Here is a 20,953-nt window from a genome sequence, read left to right on the forward strand (position 1 = left end):
GGTCTGCTGGCCCAGGGCACCCACAATGGGCAGCCCCTACATCCTATTGTCCACTTCCCAATTAATCATCAATACTTGAACAAAGTCCTTTACTTTACTGCGCCAACCAGGAACGATTGCTAAAATGCCATCAAGCCGCCCGGTAGAGTAATGACCTATACCACTCAGGAACTTATCGACATCCTCGATCAAGAACTCAAGGCCGCCTGGCGCGGAGAACGCGTATTACTATCCACTGATGATCGCTTAGCCAATCCCGTAGTCTCTAAAGCTATTGGCGCTGAAAAACTAAGTAAAGTCTTTGCCCTTAAAGATTTTCGCGATCAGATTCATCAGTACCAACGAGAACACAATGTATCTGGCCTCGTGTGGCATCCCTGCACATTCAAGGGTCAAACTATTCGACTACCAGAAATTCATCCAAACCTAGCGGCAATTCCAGCCGATAAAGCAACCCTAGCCGCTGCTAAAACGACCATTATTGAATTCTGGCGGACTTCCAGTGAAGGGTTAAGACTGTGGGCAGCAGGTCATGATCCTGTAGAAATTGATGCCGCCACCGTTGAAAGCTATATCAAAGAAACGGAATGGGCCGATATTAGCGCCACTCGCTGCGAGCTATACCTGGGTCTATGTTGGGGCAATCCCAAAGAATGCTATTGTGGCTGGGCTTACCCGGAATCAGGCTGTCATCGCATTATTGCCGCTACCGCCGAACCTAGCGACATAAAGATATAACTATTATGTGATTGCAACTGATGTAGTACTAGCAGATGGTCAAGTAAACGAAGCAGCAGCAGCTCTCTTGAGCAGTCTATTTAGCTCATTAGAGTGACCCGAAAATTTGGTTAACCAAGTCATTCAGGTAATGATCATCAGAAACAAAGGCTAGAAAATTTCAAGTCCGAACTTTACAAGCAAAAAAGCGGAAGGAATATATTCCTTCCGCTTTTTCAATAATCAATTAGGATACAAGCCTACCGGCTATACCCAAAAGCTTAGTAGCGGTAGCTGCTGCCAGAACCAGGCTTATGAACGATGAAGCTAAGGATTTGGCACTGCTTCACGTTGTCAAATCCAACAACACGAACAAAGCAATCGGGGTACTCAGAACGACAAGCCTGCACTTCGTCTAGGACTTCACGAGTGCTGCTTGCGTTAAACAAAGGCAGCTTCCACATGGTCCAGTAGTAAGCAGTCGGATCAGAATCTTCGTTGAACTCAATGGCAGGGAAGTAACCTTGCTCAAGTACGTACTGAATCTGACGCTCGATCTGAGCATCAGTCAAAGGAGGGAGGTAAGACAGCGTTTCGTAACGACGCTCTTTGGGCAGAGTTTTCATAATCTACTCGTCAGTATCGGTTTACAACGGTTTAGTCAGACTGAGAATCCCTATCACCCGCATCAGCTTCGCTGTGAAAATCATCAGAACTCATTTGAGTAATGCGCTCTAAATGTCGCTTACGATGCTCAATGTTTGCTTGCTGAATGCCCGTCACGACCATCTCTGGGAGAAATTCAGTCACTTCTTCCGCGAGGTGCTGACGAACAGTCATAACTCGAAGCGCGAGATCTGCATTTTCCTGCATGAGCGAAGCAATAAAGGCTTCACCATCCTGTAACTTATCTCGAGTTGCAAACTCATTGAACCAATAGGAGCGAGGCAAGTTTGTTTCTCGCAACTGCCCCATGACTATTCGAACCGCTTGATAGGTTAGATAGCTTGTCAGCGTCTTAGCCGTATCTTTTGCAATTCGCTTTATATCCATGGGTGAGCTCAATGCATCACAGGCATTAAAGCAGCTTGAAACAGCTGATGCAGTAACCAGAGCAGCAGTTTTGATATTGGCATTGCTAACGGATTAGCAATCGCCCTTAATCGCAATGACCACTGCTCTAGCTATGGCAATTAGAGGGTGTCTCTAGTTAGAGAGTGTCTCTAGTTAGAGGGTGTCCACAGTGTCGAACTCAAACTTGATTTCCTTCCAAAGTTCGCAAGCTGCAGCCAGCTCAGGAGACCACTTGCAAGCTTCACGGATGATGTCGCCACCTTCGCGAGCCAGGTTACGGCCTTCGTTACGAGCCTGAACACAAGCTTCAAGGGCAACACGGTTAGCAGTTGCACCAGGAGCATTACCCCAAGGGTGACCCAACGTACCACCACCGAACTGAAGAACGGAGTCGTCGCCGAAGATTTCAACCAGAGCAGGCATGTGCCATACGTGGATACCACCGGAAGCAACAGCCATTACGCCACCCATGGAAGCCCAGTCTTGAGTGAAGTAAACACCACGAGACTTGTCTTGCTCTACATAGTTTTCACGCAGTAGGTCTACGAAACCAAGGGTACCAGCGCGGTCACCCTCAAGCTTACCGACAACAGTACCGGTGTGGATGTGGTCACCACCGGACATCCGCAAGCACTTAGCCAGAACCCGGAAGTGAATACCGTGGTTCTTCTGACGGTCGATTACTGCGTGCATCGCACGGTGGATGTGCAGTAGGAGACCGTTGTCGCGACACCAGTGAGCTAGAGTCGTGTTAGCAGTAAAGCCACCCGTCAGGAAGTCATGCATGACGATGGGCTGACCGAGTTCTTTGGCGAACTCAGCGCGCTTCAGCATCTCTTCACAAGTGCCAGCAGTTACATTCAGGTAGTGACCCTTGATTTCGCCAGTCTCTGCTTGCGCCTTGCTAATGGCATCGGCACAGAACAAGAAGCGATCGCGCCAGCGCTGGAAAGGCTGAGAGTTAATGTTTTCGTCATCCTTAGTGAAGTCAAGACCACCACGCAAGCACTCATAAACCGCACGGCCATAGTTCTTAGCGGATAGACCGAGCTTGGGCTTAATGGTGCAACCAAGTAGAGGACGACCATACTTATTCAGCTTGTCGCGCTCAACCTGAATACCGTGGGGAGGTCCCTGGAATGTCTTGAGGTAAGCAACCGGAATGCGTAAGTCTTCCAGACGTAGAGCACGCAGAGCCTTAAAGCCGAATACGTTACCTACAAGAGAAGTAAGCAAGTTAGTAACGGAGCCTTCCTCAAATAGGTCCAGAGGATAAGCAACGTAGCAAATGTACTGGTTATCTTCACCAGGTACGGGCTCAATGTCATAGCAACGACCCTTGTACCGATCCATGTCGGTTAAAAGGTCGGTCCATACAGTGGTCCAAGTACCGGTGGAAGATTCTGCAGCTACAGCAGCTGCACACTCTTCAGGAGGAACCCCAGGCTGAGGGGTCATCCGGAATGCGGCCAGAATATCAGTATCTTTGGGCGTGTAGTCCGGAGTGTAATAGGTAAGTTTGTAATCCTTTACACCAGCACTATAGCCAGCCTTCGACTGCGTCGACGTCTGAGAGTAAGACATATCTCCCTTTCCTGTGAATCAAACTAGATGGCTTACGAACTCTTGCAATTCCCAGATAGGGCGGTCTGCCGCTGTTTGACTGAGTTAACTGAGTTCGAAAATCGTATCGAGCAGCAAACACTGCTAGACAGCCAAATTGACTGTTCTCCTTATGGTTAGGCAGCAAACAACTACCTAATTCTTTAAAGAATACTATCAGCGATCTGATAAGTTCTGTTTTGGAACTTCTGTATAGATTCATAATTTTTATTTATGAATCTACGTTCCATATCATTAAGTTTTCGAAAGATGCGTCTATTAATGCAGCATATAGAGGTTTTGCTAGCCAGGCAGATTATGCCTAGCATCTTTTGGAGGTAATGTCCCACGGAGATTAAGAAAGTCTTTTATTCTCTAATGAATTTTTTAGATTTATTGGTGAACAATGCCCTGCCTGGAACGGCTAGAGTTGACACAAATCCTTGGGCACGCTATCAAAAGCATCAAGTTACCTGCTGCCATATGTTGCAGGAGAGATAAACCCATGGTCTGTAGGGAGACGTCACTGTGATTTCTGTTAAGCAATTGATTCAGCTGACCGTAGGCGCAACACTGTTGTGGAGTGCTGGCATGCCGGTTAGGGCGCAAGAATCGACTGGGACCCCTATATATACAGACCCGCCGCCGCGAGCTGTGCCACTGCCGTCTGATCGCCCTTATCAACGCAATCCTCTGGCAACTGACTTTCGGGTGGGGGCGCTGCAGTCAGACTTTACGGGGAGTCTCTGGGTGGGCTCCCACCAGGGATTGGCTCGTATTAATCCAGCAACGGGCGTGATTCAGTCTCGGGTCAATGTACCCAACCGGTTTATTGATGCGATGGCTCAAGATCGGGTGGGGCGTATTTGGCTAGGCACGTTTAACGGTCTTGTCAGGGTTGACCCTCGCATTAATCAAATCACTGCACAAAACTTTCGATTACCGTCTAATCGGGTGTTGGACATGGCCATTGATGGTCGTGGTTTTTTGTGGGTAGGGACCGATCAAGGTTTGGCGATGGTCAGTCCTGATCGAGGTCTGTTGATGACCACCCTGCAAGAGCTGCCAGGTACCAGTGCAAATGCGTTGGCTGTTGATCAGGATGGACAGTTATGGGTGGGAACCCTATCGGGGTTGGTGCGGGTGGATACGGCATCAGCCTTTATTTTGAATCAGGTTTCTAATATCCCAGGTCGTTCTGTCCGAGCGATCGCAACGGGACCGCAAGGACAAATATGGGTGGGTACATCCCAAGGTTTATTTGTCTTTGATGGTAAAACGGGGGCTCTGCTGCGCTCTGTGACGCAAATGGAAGGCAAAAGCGTTACCGACATTGCCTTTGATACAACCCATACCCTTTGGGCAGGGACTGAAAACGGATTGTTTAAGCTCAATCCTTATAACGGTGCCATTGTCAGCCAGGTGCCCAACTTACCCTCAGGCAATGTCCTCTCGTTGGCAACAGACGTCAGTGACAAACTTTGGGTGGGTACAACAGAAGGTTTGGCTTGGGTAAGTTTGACCACAGGCAGAGCCAATACCCATGAGATGTTTACCAACCAACCCTGATTAGCACCATAAGGTAACCAGAAGCCCCTCTAACCCTTTTAGCCAATCCCTTGACGACATTTTCTATTCTTCCAAAGCAAGAAAATGCCGTTACCCCCGAAACGGTCTAGTTGTGGCCTAATTGTAGTAGAGGCGATGGTGCAGCCATCCTCCGGTAATACGTGACTACGGTGATTAGCCATGACCATAACGGTTTCTCAAATAAATCGTTGGAAGCAGGAGGGACGTGCCATAGCAGCACTTACGGCCTGGGATTATCTATCCGCTCAGCTGGTGGATGCCGCTGGGGTAGATATTGCGTTAGTGGGTGACTCCCTGGCAATGCCTGTGCTGGGGTACGAAACTACGGTGCCTCTAACGTTGGATGAGATTATTCACCATGCCAAGGCGGTGCGTCGTGGGTTATCCAATGCATTTATGGTGGTGGATCTGCCGTTTTTAAGCTACCAGGTCAGCCCAGAACAGGCTCTGGTGACTGCTGGCAAGGTGATGAAAGAAACTGGCACCCAGGGAGTGAAGTTAGAAGGCGGTCATCCGGCGATGGCGGCAACGGTGGCACGGTTGACCCAAATTGGTATTCCTGTCATGGGGCATGTGGGCTTGACACCCCAGTCAGTGCATCAGTTTGGGGGCTTTCGTAAACAAGGTAAAACCGCTAAAGAGGCTGAGCGCATTTTGCAAGAGGCTCAAGCGTTAGAGCGGGCAGGTGCATTTGCCATTGTGCTGGAGCATATACCGCAGGATGTGGCTAAGACTATCACCCAAACGTTAGGAATTCCTACCATTGGCATTGGGGCTGGGCCACACTGCGATGGTCAGGTGTTGGTTACCTCAGACCTGTGGGGACTATCGGAATGGCAACCACCGTTTGCTCAACCGCTGGCAGATTTGCAATCGCAAGCCATCAATGCTGTCCAACAATTTTGTAACCAGGTCCGCCAAACTCCATAAGCCGTCATCGGGGGGTGACTTCCCAGGGATTGCCATATGCCGCTAAGCTGGCTAAGACATCGGTGGAACCTAGCGTTCGTTGGCTCAGTCAAATGGGCTGAGATATGGTGCGTTTGGGAGCACTTAATGACCCATGGGCATAATCCTTTCCTTGGGGAGGAAAAAAATTAGTAAGAGTGATGGAAAACTCAAACTTTAAAACTCAGACCTTAAACTTCCCCAGACCTGCGCTAACGTTGGCGAAACTCTTATAAGTAACTTCTAAATTTATTTACTATGGCTAAACTGTCCGCTGAACTTCAGCGCTACTTTTTAGATGCTCCCTCGCTGACGCCAACACCCCATGAACAAGCAGCAGCGGCGGCAGCTACATCACGTTTAGATGTCACCTTAAAGGAATTACTCACCCTGGGGGGAGAGCGTACTTTTGGTTTTTTATTTGTACTGCTCTCACTGCCCTCAGCCTTGCCTGTGCCAGCACCGGGCTACTCGATTCCATTTGGCATTGTTATGCTCTGGTTGGCAGTGCAGCTGATAGTGGGTCGAGAAAAGCCCTGGCTGCCAGAAAAGTGGATGAACAGAGGATTTGAGCGCACTAAGGTGGCGGGCTTCATCACGAAGGGATTGCCCTGGCTACAGAAGATTGAGGCGGTATCGCGCCCTAGACTGTCCATTATCTGCACAAGCCCTGTGGGTCGTATGGTGTTGGGAATTGCGATCGCACTAATGTCAATGTGCATGATGATTCCCATCCCCGGCACTAACACCTTGCCTGCCATTGGCATTTTTGTGATTGGGTTTGGCCTACTCGATGATGACGGAGCAATTAGTTTGGCAGGCCTGACACTTTGCACCCTGGCCGTGGGTCTAGTGGGAAGTATCTTCTTTTTGGGTGCCGAGGTTGTTGATCAAGGCAAAGATTGGGTCAAAGGCCTTATTTTTGGTCAGTAAATGAAAACGACAGTTGCATGACGTGACTTAAGACAATCACTAAAAGATTGCCTACAGCACTCTGCCGTAATCTCACATCAATTCTGGAAACTCATAAACGATAACCCCTGAATCAGGGCGGTTGGTAATGTCAGCATAGCCAGATTTAACCATCGCTGTAAGCTCCGTTTCGATAGCTTCAAAAGATTGACCCGTATCCATCACAGCCTGGGTCACAGTAATCTGGCCACCGTGCAGCTTAGCTAAACGCAACAGTTTCACCGCTAGCGGATCTTGGCTAACTTCAGCGGCAACAGCAGGCTGTAGATCAAAGTTGGATGGGTGGTCATCCACAAGCTGTCGCTGTCGTTTTTCTGCCATATCTGAAATTAGAAACAGGTCAACAAACTGACCAATTCCAAAGAAACCTAAAGTACACATCCAGATGACGCCGGACGTAATTTTGCCGTTGTAGAGTCGATGTAGCCCAAATATGCCTAAAAAAGCGCCAGCCCACAAAAAATAACTCGCAATTTTACGATTTTGAACTTGCTGGGAAGGCACGATAGCAGACATAGCTCAACTAAGTAGGGGGTCTAGTGCTTCCAGCTTACAAAAGGAAAACTGAGAGCGTCCATAAAGATTCGTTCGGGTTGACCGAACCGAGCTAGAGAAAACTTTGAATTTTGAGGTTGGAATTTTGAGTTGATGCTCTTTAGTTGGTTCAGACTTAGTGCAAGGATATCAACTCAAAACTAATATGCAATCCTGACTGATAACATCCGATATCGAAGGGCATCCACAAGGGCGTGCCCCTACAAGATTGTCTATTTTTAATTGGGTTGAATGTATTCGGACTTGGGATAAGCACTCAAAATTTATTCTTCTCGCAACCTTTCCCAAAGCTCTCTCGCTTCTTCTTCACTCATATCCAAACGTTCGCGAGAATGCTGCCAAAACTTCTCCCACCAATCATCCGGCTGAGTGTGGTCGCCCTCATACTCAGTAGGGCGACCTTGACGACCATCTAAGACCAGGCTGCCTACATAGTCGGCCTCATCATAGACTTTTTGGATTTGTTCATGAATTTCGCGCATATCATCAGCAGAGACAACGCCATTGCTGGTGGCTTTGTAAAACTGGACGGTGACGCGAATTGGGAAATTAGGATCTCGTTCGATCTCAAGGTTATCGATTTCGGTGAACGGACCTTCGACTTCACCATGACCGATAACGGCAGCCTCTACATTGCTACTACGCTCCATTGAGTCCATAGCCGCTGATTCCAACATCATGGTTCCAGCCATCGGTGCAGCGGACATAAAAGGCTGTTTTTGTTTGAGGGGTACCTGAATAAGCATGACCATGTTGAGCCCTGCCTTGTCTGCATCAGTGTTCACAGGTTGCTCATTGGTTGGCTCGGTATCGCTACTGGTATCAATCTGAAAATCGCTGAGCCGCTGGCCCGTGAGACTAGCACGCTCGCCATTTTGATTGAAAAATAAACGTTGTCCCCAGGTATGTCCGGCGTCAAAGCCATCACGCTGGTTATCAATTACAGTGGCGCTGGTGCCTTCTCGGGTTACCAGCAATGTGAGCACAGCCGGATCACCCGGGTAAGACTGGTAGTTAAATAAAACAGGGTTAAAAGTTGCTTCGTCGCCTTGGGGAATGGGTAAGAATGCTGCTTGAGCGCTCACCAAGACATGACTGTCACGATCTGCTAAAAGGGATTTCTCCGTGCCAGCCCACGAATCTGGCTCACTCAAATAGCTACGCAAATTTTCAAGTACATCTTCTAAGGAGACCCGTTCTAAATCCTCACCTTTTTCGTTACCGGTAAGCACATAAAACTGATCTATAGGAACATCACCTGTGAGATCCGCAAAATTCGGATAGCGGATGACGGGCATCAGGTGCAGCGAATATTCTCCTGTATCAGGATCTTGTTGTTGGACCTGAATGGTCATATCGCTGATGTTAGGACCAACTGCAGAATTGTCATAACGCCCAGTATCTTCCCAAGTAACGTCGAGGATATCTAGCCCCCAGCGGTCTGCCAGGGTTTGGCTACTCTGGTCATAAATCATTGACCGGGTGCGCTCAATGACTTGACGATAATCTTCAAACTGTTGTCGCCGCACAATACGAGGTGCCTTCTCCGGTCCAGAAACTGGCACATTAGATACGTTAGCTAGCAATTCAGCTGGCTCAGAGGATAAATTTGCCTCAGCTTGATAGGTCATGCCCATCATTGCCATTGCCCCCAATCCTAATAACCAAAGCCGCTTAGCCATTTATCTGCCTTCCTTGTATTCGTTATGCTCAGCATATAAAGGGATTCAATGGCATGGGGTCGGGTTACAGAAAATGCAACGATTTGACTACGCTTGATACCTCACCACAGTCAAACCTTGTCATAGGACAAAAAATATGAATTTCAGTTTTAAGGTCAAAAATGAGAGTCACAGAAATGAGTTTCATTTTTTAGTCCGAAATTGAAATTGATGGGAACGGATTTCAATTTTGGGTCATTAAGTGCAATGGATAAAGCTGTTTTTGCTGATAATGCCCCTGGTCAATTAATTGAGCTGATTGTTGATGGACATCAAGATTGAGCTTTTATTCCTGCGCCGTTACCAGATTATTGGGAATACCGACAAAGCTTTGGTGGCCAGTCTTAGCTGACGCTCGAGAAGCATTAGCAAGGTTAGATGGGATTGGAAAAACCATGAAAAACTATGAGCTCTTACTTCAACCTCTGCAACGGAGAGAAGCTCTTCGATCCTCTAGTTTGGAAGGAACTTACACAACAGCTAAACAGTTATTGCTATTTGAAATTGATCCTAAGCAGCCCACTTCAGCCCAGGATTCACTAGGAGTCATCGATATTATCTTCGATTAAAATCTAGGACTTTCTCTTGCAATAATCACTAGCCGATCTTCTTTGTTTAACACTAATTCCGCTGGAGGATTCACCTGAGTAGTTCGTTTATCTTGTTTGACCGACTCTATGGCCAACAACAATGCATCAGATTGTTGCTTAAGAACTTGAGCTAAGGCCCAATACTGTTTACCAATCCAATCAGTTGGAACCTGGATCTCATAAATTTGATTGCCACTTTGCACCGTCAACAACTCCGAAAGAGCCTCTACAGAACCCTGATTTCGGGCAGATGTGGCAATTAGATGGCTTGATACTTCCTCTGTAACAATCACATCATCAACACCAGCCAGCTTAAGCTGCACATCATTACGACGATCCAACAACTGCGCACAAGTATAGATAGAAGGATTCAATTTTTCGATGGTCAGAGCAGCCAAAACTGTACGGGCATCTCGGTCTTGGTCTGTACGCGGATGGGTGGCATCGGCCAATAAAATTGCCCTGGAAGCATGAATAATCCCAACCGTTTCGAGGATATCAATCTTGGTGTAATCCTCAGCATAAAAGTAAAGCTGAGAAGCATTGAGATGGTTAAGAGCCTGAGCCGGTTCATCGGTTGCTTCGGCCACAATCACGACCGCACAGCGATTTATCCCATCGGCCAACAACTCTTCCACGATTAAATGCCCACCTCGATTCCAGCCGCAAATTACAATGTGGCCCCGCAGTTCATCAATTTCCAAGGCTTTGAAGTCCATAAAAGTTTCTAGTTTGCGCATCATCACAGCAGAGACGACACCAGTAAAGACAGCAAATGTGGTCAGTCCGCCCATCATGACAACGAGGGCAATTATGCGCCCAATATCCGTTTGTGGATCACCGCCAATTGGCTCTCCGGCAACTAAGGATAAAATGCTCCACCACATGGAGTCTCGCAGGCTTTCAATGCGCGGATTGTAGGGCTCTTCAAATAGGTAGATGGCCAGACCCCCTGTGAGCACAATCAAGCCAATCACCATAAATACGCCAATTTGAATGCCTAGACTGGCCGCGATCGCACTCGACAACCGCCCCAAACTGCGATTCAGCAAAATCCCCGCCCGCAACAACCGCAGCAACCGCAGCAACCGCAGCAGACGAAACGCCGTGATCATTGGCATAGTAGCCAGGATATCAAGCCAGTAATTACGCCAAAACCGCTGTTTTTTCCGCGCTATCCAATAACGGCAGCTTAGTTCCAGCATAAAAATGCTCGTCAGCCCAGCCTGAAGATGGCTAACCCATCGGGTAGACAGCCCGCGAGTATCCAGTACCACCTCAACCACGACCAAAAATACCGATAGCAAAATCAAGGCTACCAGGGCAATTTCAGTTTGCGGGGCATGGATGAAGCGATCAATATGTTCTTTTAGACATGACGTCTGGCGAACACGGCCACTCATACAACTCGATCAAATAGGTGAATGGCATCCAGCATACCCGAGAGACTACAAACTTCGACTATTGGCTAGGATCTTCCCTGAAACTGCAAAAAATAACGTTGTTTTATTAGCCATAGGTCGAAGATCGAGAGATTGCCTATGGTGGTGCTCGGCAAATGCTTATAACCCATCGTGATGCATTTACACAGATCAATCGTTATGCTTAGTCCTTAGGTATTCTTACTGAGCTGCTCGCCAGTGAAACTAACGCTAAGATCACTGATTGCGATTCCGTTAATCACTCAGGTCGTTGTTGTCACAACGATCACAGGGTGGCTTGCCCATCGAAACGGCCAAGCATCTGTAGAAACATTGGCCTATCATCTACTCCACGAAACAGGAGAACATTTTCAACATAAATTAGAAGCCTACACAGCGATTCCACCACTAGTAACCCAGGAAAATCTAGATTCCCTAGAGCTACAGCAGTTGGATCCTCAAAATTTAAAAAGCTGGTTTCCTCATTTATTTCGACAAATACAACGCTTTCCAGATGTCACTTATATCTACTATGGCGATATTAACGGTCACTATGTAGAGCTTAATAAACTACCAGATAGCAGCTTGGAATTAGCAATCAAAGATCGTAGTTCAAATGAATTTGTCAAGATTTTTTCAGTGACAACCGATGGTCAATTAGAGCCAGCTCAATTAAACATATCCTATGATCCACGCCAGCGCCCCTGGTACAAAACAGCCATCAGGCACCAGCAGGCTCGATGGACCAATGTGTACGATTTTGAAGATCCATCGCCTAAATTAGGCATCAGCTTTGTACGTCCCTATCTGGATGATGACAAAACATTACAAGGGGTGCTCGGTGCAGATTTTTCCCTGGAGGCCCTCACAAAATTTGTAGAGCGTTTTCAAACCAGTCATTCCAGTGCCATGTTTATCATGGATATGGATGGTAAGGTGCTGGTTAGTTCTGAAAACCGTACTTTGTTAGAAGATAATGACATATCCATCTCATCTGCGCAGGTACAACATAACGAGCTCATTCAGAAAACCATTGAATACACCCTGAAAGAATTAGAAACGAGTGGTCCAATTCAGGGTACAAGGCAGTTCAAATGTCGAGTTCAGGAGACAAAATATTGGGTACAGGTTACACCATTTTTTGATAACCATAATCTAGAGTGGCTAGGGGTCTCTCTATTACCTGAAGCCAATTTTACAACGCAAATTCATGCGAACAGCCGTAATACGATAGTCCTATCTCTATTGGCGATGGGGATTTCTAGCGGTGTCAGTTTGCTGATCGCTCGGTGGATTAATCGACCTATACAACAACTTGGATTCGCCACCCAGTCTCTGGCTAAAGGTGATGCTCGGAAGGGTATTGTGCCCTCTCATATCCAGGAACTCAATGTATTGATCAGTAGTTTTAATCGCATGAAAGGAAGCTTAGAAAACTCGCGATCGCAACTAAAAACATATTCACAACACCTTGAAGACTTAGTTGACCAGCGTACTCAGGCTCTACAGCGTTCAGAAGAGACGTTTGCCAAGGCGTTTCAACTCAGCCCTAATGCCATTACCTTGAGCACTCTAGATGAAGGCCGTTACATCAAAGTTAACGATCGCTTCGTAGAGCTCATGGGGCTACCCAGAGAGAACATTGTCGGACGCACTAGCAGAGAATTAAACATTTGGATTCCGCCGCAAACCCGAGGTGTATTTCATCAAGAATTGGTCAAAGGTAGGTTGCGTAACCAGGAATGGAGAGTCCAAAATGCATTGGGAGAAATCAAAACAATTTTACTGTCTGCTGCAATTATTTATTTCCAAGATAGCGCCTGTGTTCTCGTCATTGGTAATGATATTAGCGATCGCATTGCTGAACAAGAAAAACTGCGTCAGAGTGAAGAACGCTGGCAACTGGCTCTAAAAGGTAATAATGACGGAATTTGGGACTGGAATATTGCTGCAGGTAAAATTTTCTATTCCCTACGATGGAAAGCAATGTTGGGCTATGGTGAGCATGAGATTGCCCATAGCCGAGATGAATGGGAGAGTCGTCTGCATCCAGAGGATCGAGAGCGAGTTCTCAAAGCAGGCCAGGCTCATCTAGATCAGAACACACCTTTCTTTAGCGAAGAATACCGTCTTCGTTGCAAAAATGGACAATACAAGTGGATTTTAGATCGTGGTCAAGCCCTCTGGGATACTGATGGCACGGCCATCCGCATGGTGGGCTCCCATACGGATATTAGCGATCGCAAACGCAACGAAGCGATTATTCTCCAACAAGAGCAGTTTCTTCGCAGTATTTACAATGGTGTAGAAGCAGGTATTTTTGTCGTCGATGTATTAGGTTACAAAAAATTTCGCTATGTAGACTCCAATGCTACGGTTGAGCGGATGTCCGGTGCTCGGAGAAAAGCGTTGATTAACTCTACTCCAGAAGAACTCTTCTCCCCAGAAACAGCTGTCGAACTTACTCAGAAGTATCAGCACTGTGCTGATTTTGGCGCACCCCTCACCTTTGAAGAGGAGCTATATATCAATGATCAATGGAACTGGTGGTTAACAACCCTGACACCATTAAAAGACAGCCAAGGAAAAACTCACCAGATTATAGCCACCACCTTAAATATCACAAAACGCAAATCGATTGAAGCTGCCCTTGCTCAACAAGTTCAAAGCGAACAGCTACAGACGAAAATCAGCAATGCTATACGTCAAAGCCTCGATACCCTAAAAACCTATCAAACAACCGTAGATGAAATTGGCCTGGCATTTGGCGTCAGTCGCTGTTGTTTTCATCTCTATACCGATACACCTACTCCACAGTTACACACTGTTGCCGAATATCTGATTCCCGACTACATTTCCCAAAAAGCCTTTAAAATTTCGACTCTCCAAAGCCCTTACATTCAGGTGGTGCTGTCCCAGGAAAACGCTTTAGCTATTGACGATGTTACCCAGACGTCTCTGCTCGAACAAGAACAGTCAACGTGGGAGCAGCTACAAACTAAATCCATGCTGGCTATTCGCACATCATCCTATCAAGGGCCTCCCAATGGAGTCATTGAAATCCATCAGTGTGACCGTCAACGGGCGTGGTTATCTTGGGAAATTGAGCTGCTAGAATCTGTTGCCGCCCAAGTTGGTATCGCGATTACCCAGGCACGTCTCCTAGAACAAGAACATGCCCAGCAAGAAGAACTTGCGCAACAAAATATTGCATTAGAGACCGCAATTCAAGCAGCCCAGCAAGCCAGCCAGGTCAAAAGTGAATTCCTGGCCAGTATGAGCCATGAGTTACGCACGCCTCTCAATGCCATTCTAGGCTTTGTTCAAGTTATGCAGCGTACCCTTAAATATGGGCCTGAGCGCTTTCTGCAAGACTCTGCACAGCATTTAGACGTCATTCAACATAGCGGTGATCATCTACTTACCCTTATCAACGACGTCCTCGACATGTCAAAGATTGAGGCCGGTCACATTAGCATTAACGCGCAACCCTTTGACCTGCATCAGTTACTGCATTCACTAGCAACCATGTTTCAAGAAAAAGCTAGCGCAAAAGGACTAAATTTAACGTGTGAATGCGCGATTGAAGTACCCCAATATATAGAAACTGATGAAGCCAAGCTACGACAAATCCTCATTAATTTATTGGGTAATGCTGTTAAATTTACCAACAGTGGCAGTATTACGTTAACGATTTCCGGCAAAAACCACCTTTCCATTGAGGTCCAAGATACTGGTTCAGGGATTGACCCTAAACAGCTCCAGTATCTTTTTGACGCTTTTTATCAAACCGATATTGGTCGTCAGTCTCAAGGGGGAACGGGGTTGGGTCTGGCCATCAGCAAAACCTATATTGAACTCTTAGGCGGTCATATATCTGTCCAAAGTACACCAGGACAAGGTAGTATTTTTCGATTTAACCTCCCAGTCACTCCCGTCGATATTCTAGATATTGAGGAAGATGAGAGCAGCTCAACGGTAATTTGTCTTGCACCCAACCAACCGAGCTATCGCGTTTTAATTGTGGAAGATAAGTGGGCGAGTCGAACCCTTCTCATGCAACTGTTAGAGCCCGTTGGCTTCAAGGTAAGAGCAGCTACAAATGGCCAAGAAGCCCTGCAAATTTGGCAAAAATGGCAGCCTCACCTAATTTGGATGGACATGCGTATGCCTGTGATGGATGGCTACGAAGCGACTCAGCGCATCCGCACTAGTCTACAAGGGCAAGCAACAGTCATTATTGCCCTTACTGCTAGCGCTCTAGAGAGTGAAAAACAGATGGTCTTATCGGTGGGCTGTGACGATTTTGTGCGCAAACCCTTCAGAGATAGCATTATTTTTCAAAAACTACAGCAACACCTCGGAGTACAGTACATTTATGAACATCAACACACCCAGAATTTCCCTAGACTGTCATCTGATAACCAGCATCACATCATTGTCGAACAGCTGTCTAAACAGCCAAAAGAGTGGCTACATCAACTCCATGAGGCATCTAGCTTAGCCGATGCAGAATGGGTTGCTCAGCTCATTGATGAAATCCCAATACCTGAAGATCAATTAGTCGAAGCACTGACTAAATTAGTCAAAGGATTTCGCTGTGACCTGATTACTGAATTGACGACCTCATCAAGACAAGCCTTCGAACCCTAAACTCTTCTATCACAGTGCTGACTATATTGAATCACTCTCCTTAATTTTGAGCATAATGACCCAACCCTCAGATGCATCACTAAATCCTTTACCCTGCGGCGATATCTTAGTGGTGGACGATGTCCCCCCCAATCTAGATTTTTTATCTACAGTGTTGACTCAGCAGGGGTACAAAGTACGCAGTGCCATCAACGGCGAGGTCGCGCTCAAAATTGCTAAGGCAGCCCAGCCAGACCTGATTCTCTTAGATATTAAAATGCCTGGAATGGATGGCTATGAGGTCTGCCGCCTGCTCAAAGCAAATCCAATAACTCAAGAGATTCCTGTCATTTTTCTGAGTGCCTTAGATCAAACTGATGAGAAAGTCAAAGCCTTTAATCTAGGAGGCGTGGACTATATTCCCAAACCATTTCAAGCGGAAGAACTACTAGCCCGAATTGACAATCATCTAAAATTACGTGCTGCCCAATCTGAAATCCAAAAGCTCAACTCTCAATTGGAACAACGGGTCATGCAACGTACCGCTCAGCTAGAGAAAGAAATTGGTGAACGGTTACGCATGCAAGAAGAACTCGTACATATGGCAACCCATAATAGCATTACTGGGCTGCCTAATAGAGTTTTGCTAACTCAGCGATTACAACAATCATTCACACAAGCACAGTCTAACCCAACCCAAAGACTGGCCGTCATTTTGCTTAAATATAACAAACTGCAGCTAGTTAAAAATTCCCTTGGGCACCAAGCTGTAGACCAGCTCATTGTAGCGATTAAGAGTCGCTTAGAGACAATAACCTGGCCAGGTTCTCTATTGGCAAACTTTGGAGAAGATACATTTGCTATTTTAATTGAGGCCTTTCGGAGTGAGGAACAAATTACTCAATTTGCAGAACAATTACAGCGAGAAGTTACGTACCCTTTCCACATCAGCAATCACTTAATCTATGGACAAATTGAGGTTGGTATTGTTCTACACTCCCATAAATATCAACAGGCTACTCATATATTGAGAGATGCAGCCACTGCATTATCTCAGGCTCAAGCTGAAGGTGCTGGTAGAATAGAGATCTTTAATTCTGGTATGCATCAACGTACATTCTCCTTCTTTGAAGTGCAAAATGAGTTGCATAGAGCGTTGCATAACCAAGAGTTAATCCTTGTTTATCACCCTATTATCTCTTTGGCAGACAATTATCTGAATGGCTTAGAAGCTCTAGTGCGTTGGAATCATCCTCAAAGGGGCATATTGAGTGCTGATGAATTTATTCCTGTTGCAGAAGAAACCGAACTCATTCTTGAGTTAGACCGCTATGTTCTGCGGTATGCCTGTCAACAACTCAAAGAATGGCAAGAGCAAAATTTACTGCATTCTTCATTTAAGCTACATGTCAATATATCATCTCAGCAGCTAACTCAAAGAGACTTTATCGACTATTTGGATCGCATATTAGGAGAAACTCAAATTGATCATCAAAATCTTGCCTTTGACGTTACTGAATATGGCCTCATGCAAAAAACAGACGTTGTTCTAGCGACCTTAGAGAAGCTTAAGCGCTATCAAATTATGGTGAGCATTGATGATTTTGGTACGGGCTCATCGTCGCTCAGCTATCTATACAGCTTAAAAATTGAAAACTTAAAAATTGATCGTTCCTTTATCCACCAAATGAACAATACGACGAAAGGTCTGAAGGTCATCAAGGCTATCGTCAATTTAGCCCATGAGCTAGGCATGAGTGTAACCGCCGAAGGCGTTGAAAATTCAGTCCAACTAGCGACCCTTGAAACCTTAGGTTGTGAGTATATGCAGGGCTATCTGTGGGGTAAACCTGCCGATGGCAAAACCATAACGGCTCAGCTATAGGCAATAGGCAAGCCATTGATCTCCATATATTTCATGATTATAGGTTTAAGGTAAATCTTCCCCTAAAGCAGCAATGGTGCTGAGAAATATAGAGAATCAATATTGATGGCAAATAGTTCTTTTGTACTTCTTTGTCCCTCAGGTTATGATGGATTTCGTACCCGGATGCTTCGCTCAAATGGATAGCGCTGCCACGATTCCAGAAATACTGCCAGGGATTGAGTTAAGCGAGGAGCAGTGGGAAGCACTGCAAGCCATTGAGGAATTTTTGCAGAGTCCATCCAAGCTCTATTTACTGACAGGCTATGCGGGTACGGGCAAAACTACCCTGCTACAAGCTCTGGTTACCTATTTGCGTGATCAAGGCTGTGACTGGCCGGTTGTGCTGACGGCCTTTAGTAATAAAGCCACCAAGGTGCTCAAAACCATGGCCACCCAGTGGGATATCAAAGATGTGGAGTCAGTCACTTGTTGCCGATTGCTGGGGCTAAAACCGGTCATTGACACGGGCAGCGGTGAGCAAATTTTTAAGTCAGTTAGCGACCAGCATAATCAGGTGCCGGACTATCGACTGGTGATCGTGGATGAATGCTCCATGATCAACCAGGAGATGTGGAAGCTACTGGTGGAGGCCATTTCTCGATTGGATATTCCCACCCAGATGCTATTTGTAGGGGATCCGGCTCAGCTACCGCCTGTCAATGAAACGGAGTCATGCTGCTTTAGCCAGATTATGCATCAGTCGTCTCTGTCCCAGGTGATTCGCTATGGCGGGGCGATTGGGGTGATTGCCGATGACATTCGTCGCAACATGGAGCGGGAGCAGTTACCTCGATATGAAAGCGATGTGAATTGCGATCGCACCGAAGGCTTCTTTGTGCTGCCCAAATATCCCTGGCGTGATGTGCTCATCCGTGCCTTCACCTGCGATAAATACAAAGCCGACCCCAACTATGTGAGAGTGCTTGCCTATACTAACCAGCGGGTTAAAACTTTAAACCGTATGATTCGTCATGCGATCTACGGTGACGATTTACAACAGTTTGTACCTGGGGAGCGACTCATTGCCAACAACCCATGCCTTGAGGAGGGCGGCATTATTCTCCAAACTTCAGAAGAGTGTGAAGTGTTAGAGGTAAAACCCGGAAAAATAGAGGGGTTACCGACATGGCAGCTGGTTGTTTATACAGAAGAGGGCAAGTTTCAAGACCTGAATGTACTCCAGGAAATCAGCCTGCCTGACTATGAACGTCGCTCACGGGACTATGCCACCACCAAACAATGGGAGATTTTCTGGGAATTCAGGCAACAGTTTCACGATGTGAACTATGCCTATAGCCTGACAGTGCATAAAAGTCAGGGCTCCACGTTCCAAGACGTATTTATAGATTTGCCAGATTTAATGAGAAATTCGAAGCTGATTGAGAGAAATCAGCTGTGTTATGTGGCATTTACACGGGCAGCAAAACGAGTCTTTATTTATCAATAACTGGTAACCAATGTCCTAAAAACTCTGCAATTGCTTTTGCCCCATAGGTAGGCAGCTCATCCTTTCCTGGCAACACCTTTACTGTTGCCCTGGGAGCAGCCGTCTCAAACGTTTGGGTCAGCTGTCGGCTGGTTTCTCCTGCATGTTCTCCTTGCAGGGCCACCATGGGCATTGAAAGATTGGCCAGGCCGCCAACAACTTCAGGCTCTAACACATTACGGCGACGCTGGAAGAGTAACCGGCAGGCTGCAGGATGACGCCGTAATAGCTGTCGCCAATGATAATTTTGCAACCAGGTAGGTGTCTGACCGGGGGTGGATTTGCGAGCAAATGGCTTAGTAATCGCTAACCATAATCCACTCAAAGGACTAATCAACCAACGTTCTCGCCGCCAACGCTTAGGAGTATAGGCAAAACCTTCGGGTTCCAGGACACATAGTCCTTTAACCTGCTCTGGATAACGCAGGGCATAACGAGCTGCTACCCAAGCCCCTAGGGAATGGCCAACTAGCACAACGGAACCGATGCGCAGGGAGTCTAGTAGCTCTGCCAGTGTCTTTACCTGCATCGCAATCGAGTAGGCTGTCTTATCTTGTAGGCGTTCTGACTCACCAAAGCCAATTAAATCAGGTGCCAGACAGTGATACTGCCGACCCATTAGAGCTAGGGTCTCGCTCCATTGATCACCGTCATGCCAGGAGCCATGCAGAAAAATGACTGTCTGACCTCGCCCCACTTCCCGCCAAAACAGCTGACCGTACTGAAGCTTACGGCGCAGGTTGCGTACGGGCATTTGGCCAGCACTAGGCCAAAACAATGGCTCCATTAAAGTAGTCCTGTAGCTGTTGATCGTGATCGTGGGCTAGGTTACCACGGGGAATGTCATCCACTGTAAATGCTGCGATTCTCATTACCTCAGCTTTATCACGAATATAAAATTCACCATCCACATAGGCTTCGAGGGCGACGCAAATAGAATCAAACCGCGGATCACGCTCTGGATGGGAATATACGCCGACCAGACGACCAATTTTCAGGATAGCTAGACCTGTTTCTTCCAATAGCTCGCGCTGGGCAGATGTGGCGATATCTTCACCCCAATCGACCAGTCCCCCCGGTAAACCCCAACGCCCACTATCACGGCGTTGAATTAAGACAATGCGACCATCGGGCAAAATCGGTATTACACACGTACCGACTAAAGGTCGTCGCAAAAGTAAGCCCAAAAGGGTACGGACTGGTCGCCAAAACTGCGGCATGGATTCAAAGTTCGTCGAGGGCAGTCAGTAGTTCAACGGGATGTTTCTCAGCTTTTACTTTGCGGTAGATTTTTTCTAAATTCCCATCAGGGCCAATTACAAAGGTACTCCTACTAATACCCATATACTCTTTGCCCATGAATTTCTTGAGGCCATAGCTGCCATAGGCAGTGGCTACTTTGGCCTCTTCATCCACTAACAGTGGGAAGGGCAGGTCGTGTTTGGTAATGAACTTTTGATGGGACTTAGCATCATCTGCACTGACACCTAAAACAACCACATCTTTGGCCTGGTAGGCTTCGTAGTTGTCTCGAAACGCACAGGCTTCTTTTGTGCACCCAGGGGTATTATCACGAGGATAAAAATATAGCACCACACGTTGACCCTTTAGATCAGCCAAACTGACGGTATTACCGTCTGCATCAGCCAAGCTAAAGTCAGGAGCCGGATCACCCACTTGTAATGTCATTGAATTTTAAGAGCTTACTCATCAAGTTT

Annotated in this window: 17 protein-coding genes; 8 read left to right on the forward strand and 9 right to left on the reverse strand. The window is 46.7% G+C overall.

What is annotated here, in order from left to right:
* Positions 1-150: 150 nt before the first annotated feature.
* Positions 151-738, forward strand: a complete 588-nt coding sequence (locus U2F10_RS26455) for a hypothetical protein (protein WP_163661031.1) — start codon at positions 151-153, stop codon at positions 736-738.
* 260 nt (positions 739-998) lie between these two features.
* Here U2F10_RS26455 and U2F10_RS26460 read toward each other — a convergent pair whose 3' ends face one another.
* From U2F10_RS26460 to U2F10_RS26470, 3 genes are all read right to left on the reverse strand, one after another.
* The gene (locus U2F10_RS26460; protein WP_006517353.1) at positions 999-1,343 is read right to left on the reverse strand and encodes a ribulose bisphosphate carboxylase small subunit; all 345 of its coding nucleotides are present in this window, start codon (positions 1,341-1,343) and stop codon (positions 999-1,001) included.
* A 31-nt stretch (positions 1,344-1,374) separates the two neighbouring features.
* The gene (gene rcbX / locus U2F10_RS26465; RefSeq protein WP_163661030.1) at positions 1,375-1,770 is read right to left on the reverse strand and encodes a RuBisCO chaperone RbcX; all 396 of its coding nucleotides are present in this window, start codon (positions 1,768-1,770) and stop codon (positions 1,375-1,377) included.
* A gap of 174 nt (positions 1,771-1,944) precedes the next feature.
* Positions 1,945-3,375, reverse strand: a complete 1,431-nt coding sequence (locus U2F10_RS26470) for a form I ribulose bisphosphate carboxylase large subunit (RefSeq protein WP_163661027.1) — start codon at positions 3,373-3,375, stop codon at positions 1,945-1,947.
* 546 nt (positions 3,376-3,921) lie between these two features.
* Here U2F10_RS26470 and U2F10_RS26475 point away from each other — a divergent pair.
* The 3 genes from U2F10_RS26475 (at position 3,922) to U2F10_RS26485 (ending at position 6,864) form a co-directional block, all read left to right on the forward strand.
* Positions 3,922-4,962, forward strand: coding sequence for a two-component regulator propeller domain-containing protein (locus tag U2F10_RS26475; protein WP_163661025.1), 1,041 nt, complete (start codon positions 3,922-3,924; stop codon positions 4,960-4,962).
* Between the two features lie 180 nt (positions 4,963-5,142).
* Positions 5,143-5,913 (forward strand): 3-methyl-2-oxobutanoate hydroxymethyltransferase, encoded by a 771-nt coding sequence (gene panB / locus U2F10_RS26480; RefSeq protein ID WP_499873752.1) that lies wholly within the window; start codon positions 5,143-5,145, stop codon positions 5,911-5,913.
* 276 nt (positions 5,914-6,189) lie between these two features.
* Entirely contained in the window at positions 6,190-6,864 is a 675-nt protein-coding gene (locus U2F10_RS26485; protein WP_163661023.1) for an exopolysaccharide biosynthesis protein, read from the forward strand.
* Positions 6,865-6,936: 72 nt separating this feature from the next.
* On the opposite strand, the gene U2F10_RS26490 is transcribed toward U2F10_RS26485, so the two are convergent.
* Positions 6,937-7,419 (reverse strand): TM2 domain-containing protein, encoded by a 483-nt coding sequence (locus tag U2F10_RS26490; RefSeq protein WP_163661021.1) that lies wholly within the window; start codon positions 7,417-7,419, stop codon positions 6,937-6,939.
* Positions 7,420-7,721: 302 nt separating this feature from the next.
* Positions 7,722-9,140 (reverse strand): hypothetical protein, encoded by a 1,419-nt coding sequence (locus tag U2F10_RS26495; protein ID WP_163697449.1) that lies wholly within the window; start codon positions 9,138-9,140, stop codon positions 7,722-7,724.
* A 434-nt stretch (positions 9,141-9,574) separates the two neighbouring features.
* On the opposite strand from U2F10_RS26495, the gene U2F10_RS26500 reads away from it, so the two are divergent.
* Positions 9,575-9,748 (forward strand): Fic/DOC family N-terminal domain-containing protein, encoded by a 174-nt coding sequence (locus U2F10_RS26500; protein ID WP_250564729.1) that lies wholly within the window; start codon positions 9,575-9,577, stop codon positions 9,746-9,748.
* Here the strand turns inward: U2F10_RS26500 and U2F10_RS26505 are convergent.
* A complete protein-coding gene (locus U2F10_RS26505) occupies positions 9,745-11,172 on the reverse strand; it encodes an ion transporter (RefSeq protein WP_163661015.1) in 1,428 nt (475 codons plus the stop codon). The genes U2F10_RS26500 and U2F10_RS26505 overlap by 4 nt on opposite strands.
* Before the next feature lie 237 nt (positions 11,173-11,409).
* On the opposite strand from U2F10_RS26505, the gene U2F10_RS26510 reads away from it, so the two are divergent.
* From U2F10_RS26510 to U2F10_RS26520, 3 genes are all read left to right on the forward strand, one after another.
* A complete protein-coding gene (locus tag U2F10_RS26510; protein WP_499873754.1) occupies positions 11,410-15,843 on the forward strand; it encodes a PAS domain-containing protein in 4,434 nt (1,477 codons plus the stop codon).
* Positions 15,844-15,898: 55 nt separating this feature from the next.
* Positions 15,899-17,707, forward strand: a complete 1,809-nt coding sequence (locus U2F10_RS26515) for a two-component system response regulator (protein ID WP_163661011.1) — start codon at positions 15,899-15,901, stop codon at positions 17,705-17,707.
* A gap of 178 nt (positions 17,708-17,885) precedes the next feature.
* The gene (locus U2F10_RS26520) at positions 17,886-19,196 is read left to right on the forward strand and encodes an ATP-dependent DNA helicase (RefSeq protein ID WP_250564728.1); all 1,311 of its coding nucleotides are present in this window, start codon (positions 17,886-17,888) and stop codon (positions 19,194-19,196) included.
* On the opposite strand, the gene U2F10_RS26525 is transcribed toward U2F10_RS26520, so the two are convergent.
* Genes U2F10_RS26525 through bcp form a run of 3 tightly spaced genes read right to left on the reverse strand, consistent with a single transcriptional unit; the run spans position 19,183 to position 20,924 of the window.
* On the reverse strand, positions 19,183-20,022 hold the full coding sequence (locus U2F10_RS26525) for an alpha/beta fold hydrolase (protein WP_163661009.1): 840 nt from the start codon (positions 20,020-20,022) through the stop codon (positions 19,183-19,185). The genes U2F10_RS26520 and U2F10_RS26525 overlap by 14 nt on opposite strands.
* Positions 20,000-20,455, reverse strand: coding sequence for an NUDIX hydrolase (locus U2F10_RS26530; protein ID WP_006517368.1), 456 nt, complete (start codon positions 20,453-20,455; stop codon positions 20,000-20,002). Before U2F10_RS26530 ends, U2F10_RS26525 begins: the two co-directional genes overlap by 23 nt.
* Before the next feature lie 4 nt (positions 20,456-20,459).
* Positions 20,460-20,924, reverse strand: a complete 465-nt coding sequence (bcp, locus tag U2F10_RS26535) for a thioredoxin-dependent thiol peroxidase (RefSeq protein ID WP_163661008.1) — start codon at positions 20,922-20,924, stop codon at positions 20,460-20,462.
* Positions 20,925-20,953 lie beyond the last annotated feature (29 nt).

Source organism: Leptothoe sp. EHU-05/26/07-4 (assembly GCF_043421015.1).
GTDB lineage: Bacteria > Cyanobacteriota > Cyanobacteriia > Phormidesmidales > Phormidesmidaceae > Leptothoe > Leptothoe turfae.